We start from the raw sequence: 26,398 nt of genomic DNA, 5'->3' as shown, positions 1-26,398 counted from the left end.
GCGTCTCCCGGCGTGCGGGTATCGCCGGGCTCCCGGCGGCAGCTGCGGACCGCACCGGAGGAGATGCAGCGCCGCGACCGCCGCGGAGATAGTGAGCCGGTGCTTGCAGCCCACTCCGACTGGTGTCCCGGCCCGGTGCACCACGCCGTCTCCCGCTGGGCCGCCGAAACACCGGACATGCCCGCGATCTCCTGCGCCGGCGCCACTCTGAGCTATCGCGAGCTCGACGAACGGGCCAACCAGTTCGCCCATCACCTGCGGGCACTGGACGTGGCCCGAGGTTCGGTGGTCGCGCTGCACCTGGATCGCGGCCTCGAGCACTACGTCGCGCTGCTCGCCGTGCTGAAGGCGGGCGGCACGGTGCTGCCCTTGGACACCACCTACCCGATCGAGCGGCTGCGTTACCTGCTCTCCGACAGCGGTGCGGGCGTGCTCGTCACGAGCGGCGGCCTGGAAACGCTCGAGGGCACGGTGACGATCCGGCTCGACCGGGACGCCGAGCTCGTGGCCGGCTACCCGGCCACGCCACCACCGGAGGACGTGCGGGCGGACGACGTCGCCTACGTGATGTACACGTCCGCTTCGACCGGGCAGCCCAAGGGTGTGCGGCTGACCCACGGCGGCATCGCCCACCTGTGCGCCGCGCACATCGAGGCGCTGGGCCTGACGAGCGCGGATCGCGGATCGCTTGCCGCGCCCCTGAGCTTCGACGCCGCGATTCTCGACCTGTGGCCGATGCTGGTCGTCGGCGCGCGGGTCGTCGCCATCGCCGACGACGACCGCGCCGAGCCACCCCGGCTGGTGGCGGCGCTGCGGGCCGCCGACGTGACGGTGTGCTTCCTGACCACCGCGCTCGCCGAGCTCCTCCTCGTCCAGCCCGGACTCGCCGAGTTGCCCTTGCGCTACCTGGTGACCGGAGGCGAGGCGCTGCGCAGGCGGCCGAAGCCCGGGCTGCCGTTCCGCCTGATCAACATCTACGGCCCGACCGAGACCACGGTCTACGTCACGTCCACCGTGGTCGACGACGACGCCACCGGCAGCGGCCCCATCCCGATCGGCCACCCGATGGCGGGCATCGGCGTGCACCTGCTGGACAAGGACGAGCGGCCGGTACCGGAGGGCGAGCCCGGCGAGATCGTGGTGTCCGGTCCCGGCGTCGCCCGCGGCTACCTCGGCCGGCCGGACCTGACGGCGCAACGGTTCCGGCCGGATCCGGACGCTCCCGGCGCGACCCGCTACCACACCGGTGACCTGGCCCGTCGTCGCGCCGACGGCGGTTTCGAGTTTCTCGGCCGGCTCGACCGGCAGGTGAAGGTGCGCGGGCACCGCATCGAACCGGAGGAGATCGAACGGACGCTGCTCGACCACCCGGGCGCCGCACAGGCCGCCGTGGTCGCGATCCGGCCACCCGGCGAGCCGGCCCAGCTGGTCGCGTACGTGGCCGCGGATCCGGCGTGGCGGCCCGACGGCGACCTGGACGAGGCGCCGGTTCCCCCAAGCACGGCGAGGGCCACCGAGGTGACGCTCGCGCAGCTGACCGAGGCGGGCTCGATTCTCGAGATCGGCGGCGGTCTCGCCGGGATCGACCGGGTCGCGGCCCGGCACGTCCGGGTCGGCACCGTCGCGGACGTGGCGGCGGAAGAGGAGTTCGACGCGACCGTGCTCGACTGCCGGCCCGGCGCGTATCGCTCTGTCGACACGCTTTTCGACGCGATCGGCGAGGCGGTTCGTGCGACCAGGGACGGCGGCCTCGTCATCGCGACCGGCGTGCGGTCCCTCCCGCTGCTGGCCGCGGGACACGCGCACCGGGAACTGGCGGGCGCTCCGGACGAGACGACCATCGAGGAGCTGCGTTGGCGGGTGCGCGCCCGGGTGCGCGCGGACACCGGCCTGGCGGTGCACCCGAGTGCGTTCGCCGCGTTGGACACGGCCCCCCGGGTCGCCGCGGTCGACCTGACCCCGACGCACCGCCGGCCCGGCGCGCCCACGTTCGACGTGGTGGTGCACGTCGGGCCGCCGGCCGGTCGCGGCGAGGCCGCGTGGCTGGACTGGTCGGCGGGGATGGACCTCAGGGCGATCCGCACCCTGCTGCAGGACGACCAGCGGCCGGTGGTCGCGGTGCGTGGCATCCCGATGGCGGCAGCGGCGCCGGCGGACTGGGCCTCCTTCGCCACGGTCGGCGACCTCCGGCAGGACGCCGAGCCGGGCGCACCGGAGGCGCCGACGCCCCTCGACCTGTTCGGCGTCGCCGCCGGCACGCCGTACCGCACCAGGCTGAGCTGGCGGGCCGGGCGCGAGGACGGCTCGGTCGACGCCGCGTGGGTGCGTGAATCGGCACCGATCGCCGTGGTGTGGCCGGAACCGTCCGGCGAGCCCGCGTCTGCACGGGCCAACCAGCCCGGCCGGCCGTCGATCGATCGGGCGCTGCGGACGGAGTTGCGGGCGAAGCTGGCACGGCGCTTCGTGCCGCACGAGATGCCGGACCTGATCCTCGTGCTCGACCGGCTGCCCCTGACGCCGGTCGGCAAGGTCGACCGCGCGGCGCTGCCACCACCGTCGTGGCTGGCGACCGGGGGCCCGGCAGAACCGAGAACACCCGCGGAGGCCGCGGTGCACCCCCTGGTCGTCGACGTGCTCGGTTATCCCGAGATCGGCCTCGACGACGACATCCGGACGTTCGGCGCGCATTCGCTGACCATGGCCCAGCTCACCGCCCGCATCGCGGGACGGTTCGGGGTCCAGGTCCGGGTCCGCGAGCTGCTCGCCGAACCGACCGTCGCGGCGATCGCGATCCGGGTGGCCGACGCGATCGAGACGGACCTGTGTGCCCATCAGGAGGTGGCGTGACCACGGACGGCCTGATCGGCGAGCCGACCCGGGCCGCCGTGCTGCGGCGGCTGACCGGGGCCGCGCCCGCCGACCCCCTCACGCCCCGGCCGGACGGCTCGGGTCCGGCCGAACTGTCCTTCGTCCAGGAACGCATGTGGTTCCTGCACGAGCTCGACCCCGGCAGCGCCGCGTACAACATCCCGTTCGCGCACCGCCTGCGTGGCCCGGTCGACGTCGGCTGCCTTCGCGCCGCGCTCACGGAGATCGTGCGCCGGCACGAGGTGCTCCGGTCCACAGTGGACGAGGACGGCACCGGCCGGCCGGTGGCCGTGGTGCGCGCACCCGGACCGTTCGCCCTTCGCACGACCGAAGTGGACGGTGACACCGTCGACGCTCGGCTGAGCAGGACGGCCGAACTCGCCCGCGAGCGCGTGCGAACGCCGTTCGACCTGCGCCGCGGTCCGCTGCTGGACGCCGAGCTGTTCCGGATCGACGCCGACGACCACGTCCTGGTGCTCTGCGTGCACCACATCGTCGCCGACCAGTGGACGCTGGGGGTGCTCAGCCACGAGCTGGCCGAGCTGTACACGTCGTTCCTGCTCGCGATCCCCCCGCTGCTGCCCGAGCCGCCCTTGCAGTACGCGGACTTCGCGGCGTGGCAACGGCGCCGGTGCACCCCCGGCGTGCTCGCCGGGCAGGTGGCGCACTGGCGGGAGCGGCTGGCCGGGATGCCCGTGCTGGACGTGCGCACCGATCGGCCGCGGCCGGCCACGACGGGCTGGTCGGGTGCCCGGGTCGAGCACCACCTGCCCGCCTCGATCGTGCGGCCGCTGCGCCGGCTGGCCGAGCGCCGGAGTGCGTCGATGTTCGCCGTCGTGGCCGCGGCGCTGACCACCTTGCTGCACCGCTACACCGGGCAGTCCGACGTCGCGATCGGCGCCGCCGTCGCCGACCGGGGACGCCCGGAGCTGGAGACGCTCGTCGGCTTCTTCGTCAACACCGTCGTGCTCCGGACCGACCTGTCGGAGCAGCCGAGTTTCGCCGAGCTGGTCGACTCGGTGCGTGACACCACCATGACCGCGCAGGAACACCAGGACCTCCCGCTGGAGCGGCTGGTGGACGCGCTGGGCGCCGGCCGCGACCCGAGCAGGCCGCCGTTGATCGGCGTCGTGCTGTCGTACCTGAACACGCCCGGCGACCGCCTGCGGCTCGCGGGCACGACGTGTTCGCCGTTCCGCTTCGATCCCGGGGTGGTGAAGTTCGAACTCGACGTCTACGTGACGGAGGTCGACGGCGGCCTGCGGGTCGAGGTCGACTACCGCACCGACCTGTTCGACGCGGAGACGATCCGGCGCATGCTGGTCCACCTGGAGCGGCTGTGTGCTTCGGCCGGGGCCGATCCCACGGTGCCCGTGTCCGCGCTGTCGTTGATGGACGCGAAGGAACACGCCCAGCTGCTGGCGTGGGGCAACGCGGACGGTCCGGTGGCACCGGCGGAGCTGAGCGTGCTCGACGCGTTCGACGCTCAGGTCGAGCGGCATCCCGACTTGCCGGCCGTGCGGGACGGCGACCGGGTGCTCAGCTACCGGGAACTGGCCGACCGGGCCGGCCGGCTGGCGGCGCGGCTGACCACGGCGACGGGCGGCCGGCCGGGGTGTGTCGGCGTGTGCCTCGACCGCTCCGCCGAGCTGATCGTGGCGCTGCTCGCGGTGCTGCGGGCCGGCGGGCACTACCTGCCGCTCGATCCGGGTTACCCCGCCGACCGCCTGGACTACATGCTCGCCAACGCGGACGCCGGCCTGATGGTGACGCGCGGCGCGCTCGCCGACCGGATTCCCGGGTGGACCGGACCACGGGTGCTGGTCGACTCGGACGACGGGACCGGAGAGACGCCGCCGGTGCCGGTGACGCCGGAGGACCTGGCGTACGTCATGTACACGTCCGGCTCGACCGGGCGCCCCAAGGGAATCCGCGTGCCGCAGCGTGGCGTGGTCCGGCTGGTGCACGACACCGACTACGTGCGGTTCGGGCCGGGTGACCGGATCGCCCACGCCAGCAGCCTTTCCTTCGACGCGGCCACCTTCGAGATCTGGGGCGCGCTGCTGACCGGCGCGCAGCTGGTGATCGTGCCGCAGGACGTCGTGGTCGAGCCGGACCGGCTGGTCGCGTACCTGCGGGAGCAGGGGATCACCGTGCTGTGGATGACCTCGTCCCTGTTCAACCACACGATCCGGGCGGTACCGGACGCGGTGGCGACGGTCGGCACCGTGATCGTCGGCGGGGAGGCGTTGGACGTGGCGACCGTGCGGGCCGTGCTCCGGCATCCGCCCGCGGTCCTGCGCAACGGTTACGGCCCCACCGAGAACACGACGTTCACCACCACCCACCTGATCACCGACCTACCGCCGGACGCCACGTCGGTGCCGATCGGCAGGCCGATCAACGGCACGCGGTGCTACGTGCTCGACGACCGGCTGCGGCTGGTCCCCCCGGGTGCGCCCGGTGAGCTGTGCGTGGCCGGGCTGGGCGTGGCGCTCGGCTACACCGGTGCTCCCGAGCTCACCGCCGAACGTTTCCCGCGTGATCCCTACGGCAACGGGGACGACGTCCTCTACCGCACGGGAGACCTCGTGCGGTGGCGTGCGGACGGCGTGCTGGAGTTCCTCGGCCGGCGCGACGACCAGGTCAAGATCCGTGGCTACCGGATCGAGCTCGGCGAGATCGAGACGGTGCTGGCCGGCTGCCCCGGCGTGCGGTCCGCGGTGGTCGCGGTCCGGCAGGAGCCCGACGGGCCGCGGCTGACCGGTTACGTGCTCGTCGACCCGGACGATCGCCCGTCGGTGACCGACGTCCAGGCCGCGGCGGCGGCGACGTTGCCCACCTACATGGTGCCGACCGGACTCGCGCTCCTCGACAGCTTCCCGTTGACCGCCAACGGAAAGGTCGACCGGGTCAAGCTGGCCGGTGTCGAGCTGACGACGGCGGCCACCGTGGTCGGGCCACGCGACGAGACCGAGGCGATCGTGTGCGCCGAGTGGGAGGCCGTGCTCGGGCGTCCCGGGATCGGCGTCACCGACAACTTCTTCCACCTCGGTGGCGACTCGCTGCTGGCCACGCGCGCGGTGAGCCGCCTGCGGCGGCGCACCGGGGTGCGGGTCACCGTGCGCACCCTGTTCGACCACCCCACCGCCCAGGGCTTCGCCCGAGCGCTCACCGCGATCAAGGAGGCGGGCCGATGACCAGAACCGTCCCCGGCGGCCTGCTGCCCGCCGCCAACGTCCAGGAACGGATGTGGCTGGCTGAGCGACTGGAACCGGGTCTGGGCCGATACAACGTGCCGTACGCCTGGGAAGTGCAGGGCAGGCTGTCGCCGGCGGCGCTCGCCGACGCGGTCGCGACCGTGATCGAGCGGCACGAGATCCTGCGCACCACGTTCGTCGAGCACGACGGGCGGCTGTACCAGCGGGTCGACGAGCCGTGGACCCCCACGGTCGCCACGGTGAACCTGCGGGGCCTGCCCAGCGCTCGGCACCTGCTGGCCGGCTGGTTGTCCGAGCAGGCCAGGAAGACGTTCGACATCGGCACGAACCGCTTGCTGCGCCTCGGCCTCGCGGAACTGGACGGCGATCGTCAAGTGCTGTTCCTCGGCCTGCACCACCTCGTCTCCGATGCCGCGTCGTTGCCGATCTTCCTGCGCGAACTGCGGGCGGCGTACCGGCAGCCCGCGCTGCTGCCCGAGCCCTCGCCCGGCGACCGGCCGATCCGGCCGTCCGAGCCGGCCGGCGAGGCGAGTATTCCGAAGCTACCGCGTCCGGGAGGGCCCCAGTGACCGAGTGGGTTTTTCCAGCGTCGCTCGCCCAGGAAAGACTGTGGGCGGCGGCGAACCACGGCTCGTCCGCACCCACCGCGTCGCGGGCGATCCGGTTGCCGGACGGGACGACGGAGGAGCAGGCTCGTGCCGCGCTGGCCGCGGTGGTCGGCCGGCACGAGAGCCTCCGCACCCGGCTGCGACGCGACGGCGGCCAGGTGGTGCAGGTCGTCGTGGCCGACCAGCCGGTCCACCTCGGGTCCACTGTGGACGATTTCGAGAGTGCCCGCGTCCCCGCGTCGGCCGCCGGACCCGGGGTGTTCGGCCCGTCCTCGGCGCCGTTGTGGCACGCCAGGCTGGTCCGGCACGAATCCGGGCTGTCGCTGTTCTTCACGGCGGACGAGACCGTGTTCGACGACCGGTCGTTCGGCCTGCTCGCCGAGGAGCTGACCGAGCTGTGCCGGGCCGCGCAGGAGGGCCGGGACGCACAGTTGCCCTCGTTGCCCGTGCAGTACGCGGACTTCGCGGTCTGGCAGCGCGACCGGCTGGCCTCGGGCGCGGCCGCGGACGAGATCGCTCGCCGGCGGGACCGGCTGGCCGGCGCGCCACCGATCACCCTGCCGCCGACGGACCGGCCGCGTCCGACCGTTGTGGACTCCGCCGGCGCCCGGGTGAGCGTCGACTTCCCGGACGGCTTGGCCGACCGGATCGCCGCAGCGGCCCGTGCTCGGTCGGTGACGCCGAGGACGGTCCTGATCGCCGCGGGCGCCGCGTTGCTGGCCCGGTTGACCGAGAACGCCACGGACGTCGTGTTCGGCGTGTCGGCCGACGGGCGCGAACGGCCCGAGGTGGCTTCCCTGCTGGGCAGGTTCGCCGGCACGGTCGCGGTGCGCGTCGCGGTCGCCGGTCAGCCGAGTTTCGCGGCGCTGGTGGACCAGGTCGATGGTGCATTGGCCGACATCGACGAACACGGTGCCACGCTGCTCGCCGCCGTCGCCGACGAACCACATCCGCCGTTCCAGGTCTCGTTCGAGGTCGATCTCGACGGCAAACCGGTGGTGCGCCGTCCGGACCCGGCCTCCGGCGATCTCGTGTTCGAAGTCGGCAGCACGGGCGTCGGCCTCCGCTACCGGCCGGCGCTGTTCGACGAGCAGACCGCGGCCGCGATCACCCATCGTTTCGTGCGGCTGCTGAACGGATGCGCCGCGGATCCGGACGCGCTCGTCGCCGACCTGCCGCTGATCGGCGACGCCGAACGCGAGCTGGTCCTGACCACGTGGAACGAGAACGCGTACCCGCTCGAACCCGCCACGCTGAACTCGCTGTTCGAGCGGCAGGCGGCCAGGACACCGGACCGGATCGCGGTGGTCCACGGCGACGCCGCGTTGACCTACCGGCAGCTCAACGCGGCCGCGAACCGGCTGGCGAGACGGCTGGTCCGGGTGGACGCGCGGCCGGATGCGCTCGTCGGCATCGCCCTGCCGCGCGGTGTCACGCTCGCGGTCGCCGTGCTCGCCGTGCTCAAGTCGGGTGCCGGCTACCTGCCGCTGGACCTCGAGATCCCGGTGGACCGGATGGCGTACATGATCGCCGACGCGAAACCGATCCTGATCCTGGCGACCGGCGAAACGACCGGACGGCTCCCGGCCGACGCCACGGTTCTCACCTTGGACGAGTCGGACCTGGCGGCGGGCGACGGCCCCGACCACACCGACCTCGCCGACACCGACCGGCACGCGCCGCTGACTCCCGCGTCCACCGCCTACATCGTGTACACGTCCGGCTCGACCGGCCGCCCCAAGGGCATCGTCGCGGAGCACCGTCACGTCCATTCCTATGTGGACTACGCCCTGCGCACCTATCCCGTTCTGCGCGACGAGGCGCTCATGCCGTCGCCGCTGTCCTTCGACCTGAGCATCACGGGGTTCTACTGCCCGCTCGTCTCCGGCGGCCTCGTCCGGCTCGCCGCGGTCGACGAGCCGGGTGCGCGGGCGGCCAAGGTCCCGTTCCTGAAGTGCACACCCGGCCACCTGCCCATGGTCGACACCGAGGTCGCACCCTCGGCCGACCTGATCGTCGGCGGCGAAGCCCTGCCCAGGGAAGCGCTGGCCGCGTGGCGCGCGGCCAACCCGACGGTGCGGGTGACCAACGAGTACGGGCCGACGGAAACCACCGTCGGCTGTGTCGCGGAGCTGTTCGACCCCGGAGCACCGCTGCCGCCCGGTTCCGTCGCCATCGGCCGGCCCGTGTCGAACATGCGGGCCTACGTGCTGGACGACCGGCTGCGCCCGGTACCACCCGGTGTCGTCGGCGAGCTGTACCTGGCCGGCAAGCAGGTCGCCCGCGGCTACCTCAACCGGCCCGAGCTGACCGCGGAACGGTTCGTCGCCTGCCCGTTCGGCGAACCCGGTCAGCGCATGTACCGGACCGGGGACCTGGTCCGGCACCGCACCGACGGCGCCATCGAGTTCCACGGCCGCAGCGACACCCAGATCAAGCTGCGTGGCTACCGGATCGAGCCGGGTGAGATCGAGTCCCGGTTGCGGGAACACCCGGCGATCACCGACGTCCTCGTCGCCTTGGAGGGTGGCAGCACGGGCAAGCTCGTCGCCTACCTGTGCTGTGCGGGCGAGCCGCCGCGACCGGCCGACCTGCGGACCCACGTCGGCGCGACACTGCCCGGCTACATGGTTCCGTCCGGTTACTTCGCCGTGCCGGCTATTCCCCTGAACGTCAACGGGAAGACCGACTTCGCGGCGCTGCGCCGGCACGCCGAGCCGTTGCCCGACAGCACCGGGCGGGCGCCGGCGACGGCGACCGGCCGGGTCGTCGCCGAGGTGTTCGCGCGGGTCCTCGACGTGCCGGAGCCCGGCGCCGACGACTCGTTCTTCGACCTGGGCGGGCATTCGCTGCTGGCGGCCCGGATGGTCGGCGAGATCGCCGCGGTGACCGGGGTCCGGCTGTCCCTGCGCGACCTGCTGGACCATCCCCGGGTGCAGGAGCTGGCCGACCGCATCGACCTGGACCGGGTCGACCGGCGCGGTCAAATGGCGGCGTCCGGCGGGGACGGGTCGCCGGTCTCCGGCATCCAGGAACAGATGTGGCTGGCCGAACTGCTCGATCCCACCGGTTCGGCGTACAACGTGCCGCTGGTGTGGCGGCTCGCCGGAGAGGTGGACGCGACCGCAGTGGGTGCTGCGTTCGGCGCGCTGACCGCCCGGCACGAGATCCTGCGCACCGCGTTCGTCGACCACAACGGGACGCCCCGGCAGGTGGTCCGGGAGCCGTGGCAGCCCGAGGTGGTCGTCCACGACCTGCGGGACGTCGGCGTCGCCGACCGGAAGGCGCGCGTGGACGCGTTCGTCGACCAGGAGGCGGACACCCCGTTCGACCTCTCGGCCGGTCGTCCCCTGCGGGTCCGGCTCGTGCGTTTCGCCGACGAGCACGTGCTGCTGGTGTGCCTGCACCACCTGGTTTTCGACGGCGGATCGATCCCGGTGTTCACCGCGGACCTGGCCGCCCTCTACGCGGAGGCACTCGGTACGCCCGTGGCGCCGCTGGCGGAACCGGTGCAGTTCCGCGAAGTCGTCGCCGACCAGACGGCGTGGCTGGCCGGCGAGGAGGGCGCCGACGGCCTCGAGTTCTGGTCGGACTGCCTCGCCGGTGCGCCGGTCACGCTCGACCTCGGCCCCGCGCCGTCCCGGCCGGGACCGCACGGTTCCTTCACGGTGCCGTTCTCACCCGAGTTCGCGCAGCGGTGCGCCGACCTGTGCACCGAGCACCGTACGTCGTGGTACATGGTGGCGGCGTCCGCGGTCGCGGCCCTGCTGCACCGGTGGTCCGGCACCGACGACGTGACCATGGGGCTGCCGATGGCGAACCGGGAGGACGAACGCCACGCCGACGTCCTCGGTCCCTGCCTGAACACGGTCGTGCTGAGATCCCGTACGGGTCGGCAGGACACCTTCGCCGATCTGCTCGACGGGGTCCGGGAGTCCTTTCTGGACGCCTTCGAATACCAGGCCGTTCCGTTGCCTGCCGTGCTGGACCGTCTCGATCCCCCGCGGGCCAACGGCCGCATCCCGTACGTCGACGTGTCCCTCGCCGTAATGGTCAACTCCGCCGACGAGACGGAGTTCGGCACGGCGAAGATGGTGTCCGTCCCGTTCGACCGCTGGCAGCACGACCGGAAGTTCGGCATCACCGTCACGTTCATCGACGACGGCGGCGCGATCGGCGCCGTCATGTCCTACCGGGGTGACCGCTACCCGGCGGCGACCGTACGGCGGATGGCCGACTGGCTGGGCGCGCTGCTGGACACCGTGTCGGAGTCGGCGAGCACGCCGATGACCGAACTGCTGCCTGCGACCGGGCCCCAGTTCCGGGACTTCGTGCTCGCCACGGAGGGCAACCGGGACGACGCGGCCGGTGTCGAGCACTGGGCCGGCGTCCTTTCCGGCGCGCCCGCCTATCCGGCGGTCGTCCCGCCACTGGTCGCCGAACCGGCGGGCGCGGTGCCGATCCCGCTGCGTCCGGACGCGCTGACCAGGCTGCGTGCCGTCCAGGCCGAGCACGGCGTGTCGTGGTTCATCGTGGCGGCGACCGCGGTCGCCGCGCTGCTGCACCGGTGGACGGGCGAGGACGACGTGACCTTCGGCGCTCCGGTGGCCAACCGCGACGACTTCGCCGACGTGCTCGGGCCGTGCCTCAACACCATCGTGCTGCGGTCGCAGCTGCCGGAGCGGGCGACCGTCGCGGATCTGCTGGCGCGCGTGCGGGACACGGTGCTGGACGCGTTCGACCACCAGGACGTGCCGTTCGACGCGGTGGTCGACCGGCTCAAGCCGGCCCGGCGGCCGGGCTGGACGCCCTACATCGAGGTGCTGCTCGCGGTCACGACGGACGGCACGGAGCAGCTGGTGCTGGCCGAGGACATCGAGCTGCGGCCGCTCGAGCTGGACCACAACGGCGCCGGCTACGCGGGGAAGTTCGGTCTCACCGTGGGCTTCGACGACGTCGACGGCGCGCTCGCGGGCAGCCTGATGTTCCGGGGCGACCGGTTCACCGCCGGCCAGGCGCAGGCGATCGCGCGGTGGCTGGGCACCCTGGTCGGCTCCTTCGCCGACGTCCTCGACCAGCCGCTGGACACCCTCGACCTGGTCGGCGCCGAGGAGCACACCGAACTGGCGCGAATGGAGCAGGGCGCGGCACCGGCAGACGTCCGGTCGGTGGCCGAGCTCGTGAGCCGGTGGTGCGCCGACTTCCCGGACGCACCCGCCATCCGGTCTGCCCGCGGCGTGCTCAGTTACCGCGGCCTCGACGAGCGGGCCGAGGCGCTCGCCGCCGTACTGCGGCCACTGGCCAAGGGCGAACAGCCTGCCCTGGCGCTGCTGCTGCCCCGGGGCGAGGACATGGCGATCGCCATGCTCGCTTCGTGGAAGGCCGGATTCCTGTTCTGCCCGCTGGAACCGGGTTATCCGCCGGGCCGGATCGGCTACGTCCTCGGTGATCTCGACGCCTGCGCCGTCCTCACCGACGATCCGGCGCGGTTGGCCGAGGTACCCGGCGACGCCGTGCCGGTGATCGACGTGACCGCGCCCATTCCCGCGGCGACGGGCGCGCCGAGCGCACTGCCGCACCCGGACGCCACCGCGTACGTGCTGTACACGTCCGGCACCACCGGCACGCCGAAGGGCGTCGAGTACAGCCATCGCAGTCTCGCCATCGCGACGCAATGGCACATCGACGCCTTCGAAGTGACGCGGCGGGACCGGGCGAGCTGGCTGCACAGCGTCGCGTTCGACATGACCCAGTGGGAGGTGTGGCAGACGCTGAGCGCGGGCGCGGAGCTGCTGGTCTACGAACGGCAGGTGATCGCGCCCGAACTGGCCGACTGGCTCACCGAGCAGCGGGTGACCCTGTTCTTCACGCCGACGCCCCTGGCCGAGGCCCTGTGGGCCGCCGGCGCGGAACTGCCCTCCGTGCGCTGGCTCGTTTTCGGCGGTTCGGCCCTGACCGTGCTGCCGCCGTCGGACACGAGCTACCGGATCTGCGACTCGTACGGGCCGACCGAGACGTACAACACCACGCTGCACGAGGTCGATCCGGCGACCGCGACCGTGCTCAACTGCATCGGCAGGCCGAACGCGGGCGCCCGCGTGCACGTCCTCGACGAGGCGGGCAGGCGCTGCGCCGTCGGCATGCCCGGCGAGATCCACATCGGCGGCACGTCCGTCGCGAAGGGCTACTGGCGCAAGCCCGACCTCACCCGGGAACGCTTCGCCGCCCTCGATCCCGACGGTAATCCCGGTCCGGTGTACCGCACCGGGGACCGGGGGCGCTGGTTGCCCGACGGCACCCTGGAGTACCTCGGCAGGCTGGACCGTCAGCTCAAGGTGCGGGGCTACCGGATCGAACCGCAGGAGATCGAGGCGCAGCTGCGCAACGATCCGCTGGTGCACCAGGCCGTCGTGCACACGTTCCCGGACGATCCGGCGCCACTGGTCGCGTACCTGGTCGCGCACACGCCCGACCAGGCGGACACCCACTCGGTGCTGGCCCGGCTCAAGCTGATGCTGCCCGAGTTCATGGTGCCCAGCGCGCTGGTGTGGCTGCCCGAGCTGCCGTTGAACTCCCGTGGCAAGGTCGACGTCGGCGCTTTGCCGAAGCCGAGCCGCGCCGACGTGGCGGGAATCGCGGAGTTCAGTGCGCCGCGAACGGAGCTGGAGCGGCGTATCGCGGCGGTGTGGTCGGACGTGCTCGGCGTCGAGACGGTCGGTGCGCACGACAACTTCTTCGACCTGGGCGGCAACTCGCTGCTGCTGGCCACCCTGCACGCCCGGTTGCAGGAAGCCCTGTCCGCGAAACTCCCCATCCGGCAGCTCTTCGAGTACCCCACCGTGTACACGCTCGCGAACGCACTGGCCGCGCCCGACGCGTCGGCACCGCGTGCCGAGGCCAAGGAGTCGGCAGCGGACCGGGCTCGCAAGGCGCGGCAGGCATGGGCCCGCCGGGCAAGACCCGCCCGGTGACGTGAGGAGACCAGTCGATGACCGACGACGCCGCGATCGCCATCACCGGCATGGCCTGCCGCCTGCCCGGCGCGAACACGCCGGAGCGGTTCTGGCACAACCTGAGCCACGGGGTGGAGAGCATCAGCCGCTTCACGGTCGACCAGCTCGTCGCGGCGGGCCTCGACCCGGATCTGGCGCGCCGGCCGGACTACGTGCCGGCGCGGGGTGTCGTCGAAGGTGGCGGGTGCTTCGACCACGGGCTGTTCGGCTACAGCCCGGCCGAGGCGGCCGGATTCGACCCGCAACACCGGGTGTTCCTGGAGACCTCGGCGGCCGCGCTGGACGCCGCGGCCATCGATCCGCAACGCTTTCCCGGCTGGATCGGGGTTTTCGCGGGCAGCAACATGGTCAACCCCGACCTGCCGGCGGCGGACGCCGACGAGGTCGCCCGGTTGCTCGGTTACGAGAAGGACTTCCTCGCCACCAAGGTCGCGTACAAGCTCGGCCTGCGCGGTCCCGCGCTCACCCTGCAGACGGCCTGCTCGACGGCGCTGGTCGCGATCCACTACGCGGCGCAGAGCCTGCTGAGCTACGAGTGCGACGCCGCCATCGCGGGCGGCGCGTCGCTGTGGATGCCGCAGGTCGTCGGCCACCTGTACCAGCCGGGCAGCATCAACTCGGTGGACGGCCACTGCCGCGCGTTCGACGCGGACGCCACCGGGACGGTCGGCGGCAACGGCGTGGCGGCGGTGGTCGTACGCCGGCTGGCGGACGCGCTCGCCGAGGGCGACCCGATCATCGCGGTCCTGCGTGGTTCGGCGGTGAACAACGACGGCGCCGAGAAGGTCGGCTACATCGCGCCGTCCGTGACCGGCCAGCGTGCGGTCATCCAGCTCGCGCTCGCGCGGGCCGGCGTCGATCCCGGTGACGTCGGCTACGTCGAGGCGCACGGCACCGGGACCAGGGTCGGGGACCCCATCGAGATCGCGGCGCTCACGCAGGCGTTCCGGGAGGGGACCGATCGCGTCGGGTACTGCCGGCTCGGCTCGGTGAAGGGCAACATCGGCCACACGGGACCCGCGGCGGGTGCCGCCGGGCTCATCAAGGCCGCGTTGATGGTGCGGCACCGCGAGTTCGTGCCCACCCTGCACTACCGGCGGCCCAACCCGGAACTGGAACTGGAGAGCAGCCCGTTCGTGGTGGCCGACCGGCACGAGCCGTGGCGGGGCGACGGCCCGTTGCTGGCCGGTGTGAGCTCGTTCGGCATGGGCGGCACGAACGTGCACGCCGTGCTGGAGTCGGCACCCGACCGGACCCGCCCCGTTTTCGCGCGCCGGCCCAGGGTGTTCCGCCTGTCCGCGCACACACCGGCGGCCCTGCGGCGGATGCGCGACGAGCTCGCGGACCACGTCGATTCCACAGTGGACAGCGTCGAGACCGCCGACGTCGCACGGACGCTGGCCGACGGACGGCGCCGGTTCGCCTTCCGCGGCGCCGTGGTGGCCTCCGATCCGGCCGGACTCGCAGCGGCCCTGCGGACGGCGAAACCCGCGGTCACCGCGTCGACCGAGGCCGGGGTCGCCTTCCTGTTCCCTGGCCAGGGCTCGCTGCGCTCGGGTTTCGGCCGCTCCGCGCACCGGCTGCTGCCGGTGTTCCGGGCGACCTTCGACGAACTGGAGACGGCGGCGCGCGAACGTTTCGACGTCGAGCTGGGCGCCGCACTCGATCCGGCCACCGACCCCGCCTGGCTGCGCGACACCGTGCACCAGCAACTCGGCCTGTTCGCCATCGGCTACGCGTTCGCCCGGCAGTTCATGGCGTTCGGCGTGACACCGTCCGCCATGCTCGGTCACAGCATCGGCGAGTACGTCGCGGCCACGGTCGCCGGGCTGTGGAGCCCGCTGGACGCGCTCTCCCTCATCCACGAGCGCGGCCGGGCCATGCGGGACACGCCACCCGGCGGGATGGCCGTGGTGACCGTGCCCGCCGAGGAAGTGCGTGAGCTGCTCGTCTCGCGCCCCGACCTGACCCTCGCTGTCGCCGGATCGCGCCACTCGGTGCTCGCCGGGCCGGCCGGCGCGATCGAGGCGTTGCGCGCGGACGGGCTCGCCGACCGGTTGCTGGACACCGATCGCGCCTTCCACAGCCCGTTGGTCCGCCCGGCGGCCGAGGCGCTCGGTGCCGTGGTCGCGGCCACGCCCTCGGCCAGGCCCACGTTGCCGTTCCTGTCGAACCTCACCGGCCGGCTCGCGGACGCGGACCGCGTGACGCAGGCGTCCTACTGGGTCGATCACCTCGTCGGCACCGTGCAACTGGCCGCGAACACGGACACGCTCCTCGCGGGCGGGTCCCAGGTGTTCCTCGAGCTCGGTCCCGGCCGGTCGATGACCCGATCACTCACCGGGCACCCGCACTGGCGGCCGGAGTTCCGGGCGATCACCGTCGACGGGGCCAAGGACGAGAACGAGGAGCACGCCCTGCTCACCGCGCTCGCGGGCCTGTGGGAGCAGGGGTTCGACATCGACGTGCCGGCCGGCGAACCGGCCGGGCAGCGCTGCGCCCTGCCGACCTACCCGTTCGAGCCGACCGACTGCTCGACGGCCGTGCGGCCACGGCTCGTCGAGAAGGTGAGCGTCACCGGCCGGCCGGACGGTCCGCTTCCGGAGCGGCTGGCCGACATCTGGTGTTCGGTGCTCGGGGTGACCGAAGTGTCCGATGAGGACGACTTCTACCGGCTGGGCGGCGAGTCCATCATGTCGATCAACCTGCTCGGCCGGATCCGGGACACGCTGGACATCACCGTGCCGCTCACCACGTTCAGCGAGCGGCCCGTCTTCGGCCGGCTGGTCGAGCTGGCGCGACAGGCGCGACCCGAGACGCCGGCCGCGCCGGCGAACCTGCTCACCCTGCGCGCGACCGGCGCACGGCCGCCGCTGTTCCTCGCGGCACCGGCCGCGGGCAGTTCGCTGGTGTACCGGAAGCTGGTCGACCTGCTCGATCCGGAACTGCCTTGTTACGGGCTGGAAAGCCCCGGTCTGCACGACGGTGCCACGCCCCTGCGCCGGTTCGAGGACATCGCCGCGCACCACGTCGAGCTGATCCGCCGCGTCCGGCCGAAGGGGCCGTACCTGCTCGGCGGCTGGTCGGTCGGTGCCATGGTGGCCCACGAGATGACCAGGCTGCTCACCGAGGCCGGCGAGACCGTGACCGGACTGGTCGCCATCGACGCCTGCGTGTTCGGCACCGCGGGCCGGGCCCTGCACCGGCGGCCCGGCTTCCTGGCCGGGACCGTGCGGTCGATGGTGAGCAACCGGCTGTCCGGCCCGCCCGGGGTCGGCGACCTGGTCCGGGACGTGCCGGGCGTCGACTTCGCCCGGGTGTTCAACGCGAACCTCGCGGCCATGCTGCGCTACCGGCCGCGGCCGGTGCCGTGCGACATCGTGGTGTTCAAGACCGTCCGGCGCGCCGGTGAGGCCGAAGCGTTGCGGCACAAGGTCGCCCCGCTCTACCGCGGCACGACGACGGTCGTGGCCTCGCCCGGCGACCACTGGTCGATCCTCGGCGAGCACGTCGCATGGCTCGCCGGGCGGATCAATGGAATGCTCGGGCCGCCGCTGTCCCTGCCACTGGCCGGTTGAAGCCGGCCCGTTCGCCCCCACCGAAAGAGGTCATCGTGACGGAGCCGGACAACACCGGTATCGCCAACGCGATCGTCGACGCCAACCGCTACCTGACCCTCGGCACGTCCGATCCGGACGGTACGCCGTGGCTCACCCCGCTGTACTACACGCCCGACGGGTACGCCGACTTCTACTGGATCTCCTCGCCCGACGCGGCGCACTCCCGCAACATCGGCCGGCGGGCCGAGGTGAGCATCGTCATCTTCGACTCGCAGGCGGCCATCGGGACCGCGCAGGCGGTGTACGCGCGCGCCCGTGCCGAGCAGGTGCCGGACGCGGACCTGCCGGACGCGGTCCGCGTCGCCTTCAGCCCGCGTTTTCCCGGCGTCCGCTCGATGACGCCGGAGCAGCTCATGGCACCGGCGTCGTTCCGGCTCTACCGCGCAAGGATCACCCGGCGCTGGATCCTCGACCCGGACCCGGGATCGTCCGACGGCAGGATCGAAGTGCCTGCCTCGTAACGGAAGGCATGCTGATGTCAGTACGGCTCGGTGCGCTGGTCCTGCCCGAACAGGCCGGGCCGCGGGCGGCCGCCCGGTGGCGCCAGGTCGAACAACTCGGGTTCGACCACGCCTGGACGCTGGATCACCTGTCCTGGCGGACACTGCGTGGTGCCCCGTGGTTCGACGCCATGACCACGCTCACCACCGCGGCGGCCGCGACCAGCACCCTGCGGCTGGGCACACTGGTCGCTTCGCCCAACTTCCGGCATCCGGTGCTCACCGCCGCCCAGGCCATGGCGCTGGACCACGCCAGCGGCGGCCGGTTCGTGCTCGGTGTCGGCGCCGGTGCGGCCGGCCCGGACGCCAACGCGCTGGGTGGCGACACCCTGTCCCCGGCACACCGGGCAGAGCGGTTCGCCGAGTTCGTCGCCGTCGTCGACCGGGTCCTGCGGGAACGGCCCTGCACCGTCACCGGCCCGTGGTATTCGGCGGTCGACGTGCACCTCGCACCCGGTTGCCTGCAGCGGCCGAGAACGCCGTTCGCGGTGGCGGCCGCGGGCCCGAAGGGAATGCGGGTCGCCGTCGAGTTCGCCGACACCTGGGTGACGATCGGCGCCACCGGCACCCCCGGCGGGCTGCCCGAGCAGGCGGCGTTCGACCGGCTGCGCGGGCAGCTCGACCGGCTGGACGGCCTGTGCGCCGAGGCCGGCCGGGCCCCGGCCGGCCTGGCCAGGCTGGTCAACCTGAGCCGGGTGGCCGAGGATCCGTACTCCTCGGCGCAGCGGCTGGTGGACCTGGTCGGCCGCTGCGCCGAGCTGGGGTTCACCGACGTCGTGCTGGCGTGGCCGCGCGCACACGGCGTGTTCCGGGGCGATCAGGACGCCTTCGAACGGGCCGTCGGCGCCGTGCGCGAGTCCTTCGTCACGCCAGCGTGAGGCCGTGCTCGCGCATCCAGACGTCGACCTCGATGAACGGGATCAGCAGGTGGGCCGTGCTGGCGTGGGTCATGGTCGGCCCCTGATCCGCCAGGTCGGTGACCCGCTGCCGGTCCAGTGCCGGCGCCAGCGGTGACGACGGGTCGGCCAGCAGCGCCTGCACCTTTTCGTGCACCATCCGGTCGTACGCCGGATTGTGCATGGCCGGGTACGCGCTCTTGGGCCGGGTGAGGATCTCGTCCGGGACCAGGTCGGCGAAAGCCATCCGCAGCAGGCTCTTCTCCTTGCCGTCGGCGACCTTCATGTCCCAGGGCACGTTCCACACGTACTCCAGCAGCCGGTGGTCGCAGAACGGGACCCGCACCTCGAGGCCGACGGCCATGCTCATCCGGTCCTTGCGGTCGAGCAGCACGGCCAGCGGGCCGTGCAGGCTGAAGTACAGCACCTCCCGCATGCGGGCGTTCAGCTTGTCCTCTCCGGGCAGCCGGGGTACCTGCCCGCGCAGCGTGGCGTAGCGGTCGGCCTCCAGCTCGGCGGGGCGCAGGGCCCGGCGCAGGTCCGGGTTCAGGCAGTCGGCCAGCCGCGGCGCGTTGCCCAGCCACGGGAACGTGTCGCGCCAGACCGTCGCCGGGTCGTGGAACCACGGATACCCGCCGAACACCTCGTCGGCGGCCTCACCGGACAGCGCGACGGTCGAGCGTTCCCGCAGGGCGGCGAACATCAGGTACATCGACGTGTCGAACTGGCCGAGGCTCGGCAGGTCCCGCGCGCGGCGGGTGGCGGGCACCACGTCGGCGACATCGGACGCGTCGAGCGTCACCTCGACGTGCTCGGTACCCAGGTGCTTGGCGGCCAGCGCGGCGTACGGCGCGTCGCGTTCCGGGCGCAGCGCGGTCGGCCGGAAGTCGTTCTCGTCGCCGGTGAACTGGACGGAGTAGGTCAGCAGGGGGCCGTCCTCGGCCATCGCGAGCTCACGCGCGGCCAAGGCGGCCATCACGGTGGAGTCCAGGCCGCCGGACAGCAGCGCGGCGCGCGGCACGTCCGCGACCAGCTGGCGGCGCACGGTGTCGGTGAGCAGTTCCCGGACCGTGGCGACGGTCTCGGTCAGGCTCTGCGTGTGCTCCCGGCTGACGAGCCGCCAGTACGGGTACTCGTGGCAGCCGCGCCGATCGACCCGGACCACGTGCCCCGGCTTGACCTCCCGCATGCCACGCAGTGGCGTCTCGCCGGGCATGGCCAGTCTCGGGTTGAGGAGGATCGGCAGCGCGTCGGCGTCGAGCGCCGGGGTGAAGTGCGGGTTCGCCATCAGCCCCTTGGGTTCCGACGCGAACAGCACGCCGTGCGCGAGCGGGGCGTAGTAGAGCGGTTTGATACCGAGCCGGTCCCGGCCCAGCACCAGCTCCTCACGCACCGAGTCCCAGATGCCGAACGCGAACATCCCGTTGAGCCGGTCCACGCAGCTCGCGCCCCACTGCAGGTAGGACCGCAACAGCACCTCGGTGTCCGACCTGCTCGTGAACCGGTGGCCCAGGTGCGTCAGTTCGGCGCGCAGCTCCCGGAAGTTGTAGATCTCCCCGGAGTACGTCAGCACCACGGGCAGGCGGTCCGGGCCGTGCTCGGCCGCCATCGGCTGCGCGCCACCGTCGATGTCGATGACGGCCAGCCGGCGGTGACCGAGCGCGGCGTGCGTGCCGACCCAGGTGCCCCGCGCGTCCGGGCCCCGGTCGCGCATGGTGTCGGTCATCCTGTCGAGCACCGCCCGCTGGGTGCGCAGGTCCCGGTCGAAGTCAAGCCACCCGACAAAGCCGCACATCAGATCTCCTCAGGCCGCGAGCAGTTCGCGGATGTGACCGCGCAGCCGCTTGGTGTATTCGTGCAGGTTCAGATCCACGCGAGCGGATACCCGATCATCCACATCGGACAGTACGCAGTGGACGAAGATCGGCGACGCGCAGGCGCGCATCTCCTCGCGCAGGATCGCGCCGAGCTCGGCCACGTCCGTGACCCGCCGGACGTCGCGGTAGCCGCAGGCGGCGGCCAGTGCGGCGAAGTCGGCACCGGCGGGCGCCACGGCCTGGCCTCCGGTCGAGGCGTACCTGCCGTCGTCGAGCACGACGTGCACCAGCGGCAGCTCGCGCATCGAGCCCGCGGTCAACAGGCCCACGGGGTTCATCAGCAGGCTGCCGTCGCCGTCGACGACGACCGTCGGCCGCTTCGTCTGCTGGCCGATACCGATGGCGATGGACGAGGCGAGCCCCATCGAACCGGTCATGTAGAAGTGGTTGGGGCGGTCGGCGATGCCCTTGGCGATGCGGCAGGCGTATCCGGTGGTGAAGACGATCGGCTCGGTCCGGACCACGTCGAGCACGGCGTTGACGGCTGCGGTCTTGTTCACGGCCGCCACCCGAAGGCCGTCGGGGGCACCAGCAGCGCGGCCGTCCGCCGCTGCTCGGCGACGACCTTGTGCGCCCAGGACACCTTGTCCTCGAGGTCCCGGTCCAGGACCCGCGACTCGACACCGAGGCCGTCCAGCAACGGCACCGTCAGCTGTCCCATCACCAGGTTCTCCTCGGTGGGGTCGGGATCGACGCCGCGCAGGCTGACGACGAGCAGCATGGCCAGCCGGTAGGGCGTGACGAGGGAGGCGATCGCGTTGACCGACTGCGCGAGCCCGGAGTTCTGCATCATCACCACGGGGAACCGCCCGGCCAGGTCCGCGCCCGCCGCGATACCGACCGCGTTGTCCTCCCTCGCGACCGTCATCAGTTCCGCCCGGTTGGCGATCGCGTCCTGCAACCTGGCGAGGATTCCGCACGGGGTGCTCAGGAACGGCCCGAACCCGGCTGCCAGGAGTTCGTCGGCCAGTCCTTCGGCCAACGCTGGCCCTTCGGTACGCATAGCTGTCTCCTTCTCAGCGGCGAGTCGGCGTCCGCTGCGCGCCGACGAGGAACTCGTCAAGGTCGATCACTCGGGTGGCGTGCACGCCGGGCCCCTCGGCCACGATGTCGGTGCGCTCGTGGCGCACCGCATCGCGGAAGTAGGTGGCGACGAGCCGGCCGGAATCGTCCACCGCGATCATCGGGGTGGCCACCAGGAAGTCCCGCACCCGCGGGGTGTCCGCGTTGATGCGCACGTAGACCCGGCGGTCCCGGTGGTGGTCGGCGGGCAACGCCGTGACCGGGTGGAAACGCGACTTGAACTGGTAGACACCCCGGCCGGGGAAGGGATCGGCGCCCGCGAAGTCGATCCGCGTGACGCCGTGGGCCGCGGCCCATTCCATCGTCAGGTAGTAGACGGCCTTCACCGCGCCACTGCGGTAGTGCGTCTCGTCGCCGTCCAGCACGCCGAGAAGGCGCATCCGCAGGGTCCGCCCGTGGTCGTCGAGCCGGCACAGCACGCCGGTGACCCGCTTCCCGCCCTCGGTGACGAACAAGAGGAAACCCTTGTGGAGCAGGCAGTGCAGCGCGATGTCCCGGTCGGTGCTCCGGGTCTTCCCACCGTGCCGGACGGACATGGCCGGCAGGTGCATCCGCTCGTAGAAGAAATCGAGATCGCCCTCGTCGTGGGAGATTTCGGCGGTCCACTCGTGCTTGCGGCGCGATGCGGCGAACTCGCGTCGTTGCCTGCGTGACACCCGCCGGTACATCGTGTCGATGTCGGCAGTGACGTCGAGCAGCAGGTTGACCCGGAACGGCAGCACGAGGGATCGCGGTGCCGGCAGCCGCCGGGCCCGCCGTGCCGAACAGCCCACGAGGAGCAGGTCCGCCCCCGGCTCGGCGACGCCGTCGCGGATCGCCCGCCAGCCGGTGCGTCGCGCCGGCTCCGCCACCAGGCCACCCTGTTCGCCAGGATAGGGCACGATGTACTTGAGACCTTCGGGAAACCCCTGGTAGCGAAGGGACAAACCGCCGTCCTCGGCGGCGAGGCGCTGGTCGACCATGGCCCGTCCGGGCAGACCGGACGACTTCTGGTGCAGGCTCGCCCATGCTCCGCCGCCCGTCGTCCATTGATATCGGGCCCGCGCCGAGACGGTCACGCCGCCCGCCGTGGCGATCGCAAGCCGGCCGTGGCCAGCAGCGCCGGCCGCAGCTCGGCGGCCCCTCCGACCGGATGCAGTGACCGGGCCGGAATCGGCGTGTAGTCCGAAGTGCCGTAGGAACCGGAAGCGTGCACGACGACCTCGTCGGCGTCGACCAGTCCGCGGTCGATGCCGTTGAGCACGCCGGTCAGCACCATCACCAGCGACCACTCGCGCAACGAGCGGGGATCCGCGGGCAGCGTGATCCCGGAGTCCCCGAGCAGCACCCTGATGCGGCCGTAGTGGGCAAGGCACTCGTGCAGCGACACGACGATGCCGCCGCCGCCCTGGGCCTCGATGATCTGGTTCATCGCCGGCGACGTCGCGGGCTTGCGGGTGTAGAAGGTGGTTTCCAGGTTTTCCGCCGGGTCGAACGTGGTCGCGGGGTAGCGGGGTTGCTCGTCCTGGTGGTGCAGGCCGGTCGCCTGGTCGAGGCGGTACTCGGGCGCGGAGATGCCGTGCAGGCTCTGCACCATGTCCGGCGTGTCCAGGTGCTGCACCAGGAAGTAGCCCGACCGCGGCGGGTCGGGCACCAGCGTCGTGCCGAAGTGGTGGCCCAGCAGGCCGAACGCACTCGACACGGAGTGGGCGTGCAGCCGCGTCCGGCCGGCTTCCAGCGGCAGGTCGGCCTGCTCGACGAACGCTCGCACGGCGTCGGCGCAGCGGTAGTTGGCCAGGTCGAGGGTGTGCCAGAGGCGGGCCCCGGTGCGCTCGTAGACCTCGGCGGAGTACAGCTCGAGTGCCTGCATCGCCACGGTCTTCACGTGGTCGGGGTGGCCGGGAGGCAGCACGCACATGGGATTGAGGGCCGCGAGGGCGGGATCGTCGGTCAGCTCGGACGACCACAGTTTCGGCCGCGCTGCGTCGGGCACCAGGGTCACGATCCGCAGGCTTTCCGGATCCGCGAGACCGGCCTTGTAGGCACGCAGCACGGCGTCGCGCAGGGCCGTCGCCTTGTTCGCCGAGGACGGCGTGAGGATGACGATCGGTTCACCCGTGCGGTCGATGTGCCGGATTGCGCGCGCCACGATCACCGTGGAAGCCAGCGTCTTCCCCGTCCGCGTACCGGGATTGCCCATCAGGTCGAAGAGCACGAGATCCTTGCCGCCCACCCGGCCGAGCCGGTGGAACGGCAGGTCCACGACCGAGAAGAAGTCGCGCAGCCGCGGCGACGGCTCGGGCAGCGCGAACTCCGGCTGGAAGCCGACGGAAGGCAGGCGGCTCTGCCCGGCCACCGCGATCGCCCTGCGCAGGTTGTCCCCGTGACGTGCCAGGACATCGGACGGTCCTGTTGTCACGTGGAAACGGTGGGCCATGCTGTGCTCCTTGTGGGATGTGAACAGAAAGTCCTGGGGCCATCTGCTAGGAACACGCACGGCACATCCTTGTGCCTCATGGTCTGTTCCCTCCAACCATCATGCACAGCACGAGCGGATCAGGCCTCTTCCCGAATGCGATCGTCATTTCCCGCCGTGCAGATTCCACGTTGGTGGCAATACGGAAGAAGGAACCTTGAAAAGACCTCAATGGACAGTCCGACGACCCGGGGGCGCCAGGCGACCTCGACGGGGAGTTCGGCACGGACGAGGTGGCCGCGGACGCCCTCGCGCTCGCCGATCACTTCGGACCCCGGGATCAGTCGGCCCGCTCAACCGCCGAAGCGTTCGCCGCCTGTCTCCCGCACCGGCCGGCAGGCGACTTCCACGAACTCGTCCGGTAGTCCTCGCCCCGGGCCTTCGCCGCGAGCCACTGCACCACCAACGCCGGCACACGCTCACCGGGTGGCGCGACGACCAGAGTTCAGGGTCCGATCGGACAGCGAGCTCCGGCCGCTGCTGGTGCATGTGGAGCTTCAAGGGCTGACGGGAGTGGTCCGCTTCCTGGTCACGGGCAAGCGTCCGCGCTGAGCTCACCCGGCGTTCCGTTCATCGGCGGGTTCGGCGATCCACCGCCAGCCAGTTCGTTTCCCACGTCGTTCCGCCGTCGGGTGAGAAGGCCTGCTCGAACCTCGCCTCGTCCGGGCTGGGGCGGGAGATCAGGAACCGGACCTTGATCGGGTGGCCGCCCAGCTGGTCGTCGCCGAAGAACTCGCCTGCGCCGTTGTGGAAGCCTCCGTAGACCGCCGGAGTCAGCAGGCCGTCGCGGATGTTCACGAACGTCAGGCTCCAGCGCTTGGCCTGCGGCTCGTAGAGGCGCAGGTTGAGGGCGTCGATGCTGCCGTTCGCACCCGAGACCTCGAGTTCGACGGTGTTCGCCCGGCGGTCGAGCAGTGGCTTCACCGTGCTCGTGCCCGCGAACTGGAGCCATTGGTCCGGTGAATCCGAGAGAGGCTCGGCGAGGACTCGCACGGTGCTGCGCCACGTGCCGATTTCCCAGTCGAAGTCTTGCTGGCCGCCGGCGGGCGGCGGTGTCGAGGCGATGCCCGACGCTGCTGTCGCAATCAGGGTGAGGGCCGAAAGGCCGGCGATCAGGAGTCTTCTGTATGGGACGGTCATGGTCCGACTATCCGAGTGGAGCGCCGCGATGGACAAGAAGGCACCTGCAGGTAACCTCGCCCGCCCCAACCCCCTGCCCGGGTGCCCGATGGCCGCGGCGTTCGCGGCCATCGGCGGGAAGTGGAAGCTGACCCTGCTCTACTGGCTCGCCCACGGCGAGTCCCACTTCGCGGGCCTCCGCCGCCGGGGCACGCCGATCACGCCCAAGGTGCTGGCCGAGCAGCTGCGCGAGCTCGAAGCCGACGGACTCGTCGAACGCGTGGTGACGGGGCCGGTCCCGGCGCGCGTCATCTACCGGCTCACGCCGTACGGGACCACTCTCCTGCCCGTCGTCGAAGAAGTCCGGGTGTGGGGCGAGGGGCATCTTCGACGCACTCGTGCCGGCGCCGCGCCGGAGCCGGCGATGAGCTGCACCACGCGGCTCACCGGTACGCGGTGAGGGTGGCCGGGCCGTAGGGCGCGTGCGCCGTCTCCGTCACCAACGCCCAGTACCGGTCACCGTAGGACCAGTGCCACCACTCGCTCGGGTAGTTCACGAAGCCGCTCGCCGACATCGCCTCGATCAGGGTCTTCCGGTTCGCCCGGGCCTCGTCGTCGACGGCCGTGGACGCCGTGAAGCACTCCGGGCCGTACTCCGGCGGGGTTTCGTTGACCTCCGTGCCCATCGGGAGCTCCTGACCGTCCACAGTGCACAGGGTGAGGTCCACCGCGCCGCCGGAGACGTGGGGGGCCACTTCCGGAGGTGAGACGAACGTCGCCGCCTCCGTCCACACCCGGGAGGACGGCCAATCCGGGTGGGCACGCGCGATCCGGGAGCGGCTGCTCGCGAAGTCGCGCTCCTGGATCGCCCGGAGGCGGAACCCCTCGACCACGAGCAGGCGCAGCTCGCGCGGGAGGCGGCACTGCGCCGCCACCAGCCGGTCGGCGACGCTGACCCGCACGTGCGCGTACGCCCTCAGCTCGTCGGCCATCCGGTCGTCCAGCCGGATGGCGCCGGTGTCCTTCAGGTCCACCAGGCGTTCACCGGTCTCCCGGATCGGCACGGCGGCGACGCGGGGGTCCGACAGCAACACGAACGGCGGCATGGGTGCTCGTTCCTCCGGGACGGGACTGGGTG

Annotated in this window: 15 protein-coding genes; 8 read left to right on the top strand and 7 right to left on the bottom strand. The window is 72.1% G+C overall.

The window, feature by feature from the left end:
* The first annotated feature begins 99 nt into the window (after nucleotides 1-99).
* Genes ACIOD2_RS35855 through ACIOD2_RS35825 form a run of 7 tightly spaced genes read left to right on the top strand, consistent with a single transcriptional unit; the run spans nucleotide 100 to nucleotide 18,708 of the window.
* Nucleotides 100-2,847, top strand: a complete 2,748-nt coding sequence (locus ACIOD2_RS35855) for an amino acid adenylation domain-containing protein (protein ID WP_400548477.1) — start codon at nucleotides 100-102, stop codon at nucleotides 2,845-2,847.
* Nucleotides 2,844-6,068: an amino acid adenylation domain-containing protein gene (locus ACIOD2_RS35850; RefSeq protein ID WP_400548474.1), complete on the top strand. Its 3,225-nt coding sequence runs from the start codon at nucleotides 2,844-2,846 to the stop codon at nucleotides 6,066-6,068. The genes ACIOD2_RS35855 and ACIOD2_RS35850 overlap by 4 nt, the downstream gene beginning before the upstream one ends.
* Nucleotides 6,065-6,658 carry a condensation domain-containing protein gene (locus ACIOD2_RS35845; protein ID WP_400548471.1) on the top strand — a complete coding sequence of 198 codons (594 nt, stop codon included), beginning with the start codon at nucleotides 6,065-6,067 and terminating at the stop codon, nucleotides 6,656-6,658. The genes ACIOD2_RS35850 and ACIOD2_RS35845 overlap by 4 nt, the downstream gene beginning before the upstream one ends.
* Nucleotides 6,655-13,668 (top strand): amino acid adenylation domain-containing protein, encoded by a 7,014-nt coding sequence (locus ACIOD2_RS35840; RefSeq protein WP_400548468.1) that lies wholly within the window; start codon nucleotides 6,655-6,657, stop codon nucleotides 13,666-13,668. The genes ACIOD2_RS35845 and ACIOD2_RS35840 overlap by 4 nt, the downstream gene beginning before the upstream one ends.
* A gap of 17 nt (nucleotides 13,669-13,685) precedes the next feature.
* Nucleotides 13,686-17,288: a type I polyketide synthase gene (locus tag ACIOD2_RS35835; RefSeq protein WP_400548465.1), complete on the top strand. Its 3,603-nt coding sequence runs from the start codon at nucleotides 13,686-13,688 to the stop codon at nucleotides 17,286-17,288.
* Between the two features lie 35 nt (nucleotides 17,289-17,323).
* Nucleotides 17,324-17,791, top strand: coding sequence for a pyridoxamine 5'-phosphate oxidase family protein (locus ACIOD2_RS35830; RefSeq protein WP_400548462.1), 468 nt, complete (start codon nucleotides 17,324-17,326; stop codon nucleotides 17,789-17,791).
* A gap of 14 nt (nucleotides 17,792-17,805) precedes the next feature.
* Entirely contained in the window at nucleotides 17,806-18,708 is a 903-nt protein-coding gene (locus tag ACIOD2_RS35825; protein ID WP_400548459.1) for an LLM class flavin-dependent oxidoreductase, read from the top strand.
* On the opposite strand, the gene asnB is transcribed toward ACIOD2_RS35825, so the two are convergent.
* The 6 genes from asnB to ACIOD2_RS35795 all read right to left on the bottom strand — a co-directional run bounded on the left by asnB (nucleotide 18,695) and on the right by ACIOD2_RS35795 (nucleotide 25,317).
* Nucleotides 18,695-20,521, bottom strand: coding sequence for an asparagine synthase (glutamine-hydrolyzing) (asnB, locus tag ACIOD2_RS35820; RefSeq protein WP_400548456.1), 1,827 nt, complete (start codon nucleotides 20,519-20,521; stop codon nucleotides 18,695-18,697). The genes ACIOD2_RS35825 and asnB overlap by 14 nt on opposite strands.
* A 9-nt stretch (nucleotides 20,522-20,530) precedes the next feature.
* Nucleotides 20,531-21,103, bottom strand: a complete 573-nt coding sequence (locus tag ACIOD2_RS35815; protein WP_400548453.1) for a thiamine pyrophosphate-dependent enzyme — start codon at nucleotides 21,101-21,103, stop codon at nucleotides 20,531-20,533.
* The gene (locus ACIOD2_RS35810) at nucleotides 21,100-21,606 is read right to left on the bottom strand and encodes a hypothetical protein (RefSeq protein WP_400548450.1); all 507 of its coding nucleotides are present in this window, start codon (nucleotides 21,604-21,606) and stop codon (nucleotides 21,100-21,102) included. The genes ACIOD2_RS35815 and ACIOD2_RS35810 overlap by 4 nt, the downstream gene beginning before the upstream one ends.
* Before the next feature lie 13 nt (nucleotides 21,607-21,619).
* The gene (locus ACIOD2_RS35805; RefSeq protein ID WP_400548447.1) at nucleotides 21,620-22,744 is read right to left on the bottom strand and encodes a GNAT family N-acetyltransferase; all 1,125 of its coding nucleotides are present in this window, start codon (nucleotides 22,742-22,744) and stop codon (nucleotides 21,620-21,622) included.
* The gene (locus ACIOD2_RS35800) at nucleotides 22,741-24,102 is read right to left on the bottom strand and encodes a DUF6002 family protein (protein WP_400548444.1); all 1,362 of its coding nucleotides are present in this window, start codon (nucleotides 24,100-24,102) and stop codon (nucleotides 22,741-22,743) included. The genes ACIOD2_RS35805 and ACIOD2_RS35800 overlap by 4 nt, the downstream gene beginning before the upstream one ends.
* Before the next feature lie 609 nt (nucleotides 24,103-24,711).
* Nucleotides 24,712-25,317: a hypothetical protein gene (locus ACIOD2_RS35795; protein ID WP_400548441.1), complete on the bottom strand. Its 606-nt coding sequence runs from the start codon at nucleotides 25,315-25,317 to the stop codon at nucleotides 24,712-24,714.
* On the opposite strand from ACIOD2_RS35795, the gene ACIOD2_RS35790 reads away from it, so the two are divergent.
* Nucleotides 25,310-25,720: a winged helix-turn-helix transcriptional regulator gene (locus ACIOD2_RS35790; RefSeq protein ID WP_400548438.1), complete on the top strand. Its 411-nt coding sequence runs from the start codon at nucleotides 25,310-25,312 to the stop codon at nucleotides 25,718-25,720. The genes ACIOD2_RS35795 and ACIOD2_RS35790 overlap by 8 nt on opposite strands.
* Here ACIOD2_RS35790 and ACIOD2_RS35785 read toward each other — a convergent pair.
* The gene (locus ACIOD2_RS35785; protein ID WP_400548435.1) at nucleotides 25,704-26,366 is read right to left on the bottom strand and encodes a M15 family metallopeptidase; all 663 of its coding nucleotides are present in this window, start codon (nucleotides 26,364-26,366) and stop codon (nucleotides 25,704-25,706) included. The genes ACIOD2_RS35790 and ACIOD2_RS35785 overlap by 17 nt on opposite strands.
* Nucleotides 26,367-26,398: the final 32 nt, after the last annotated feature.

It is taken from the genome of Amycolatopsis sp. NPDC088138, assembly GCF_044741685.1.
GTDB lineage: Bacteria > Actinomycetota > Actinomycetes > Mycobacteriales > Pseudonocardiaceae > Amycolatopsis.
Note: the sequence above shows the minus strand (reverse complement) of the source record. Positions and strands in the feature narration are given on the sequence as shown.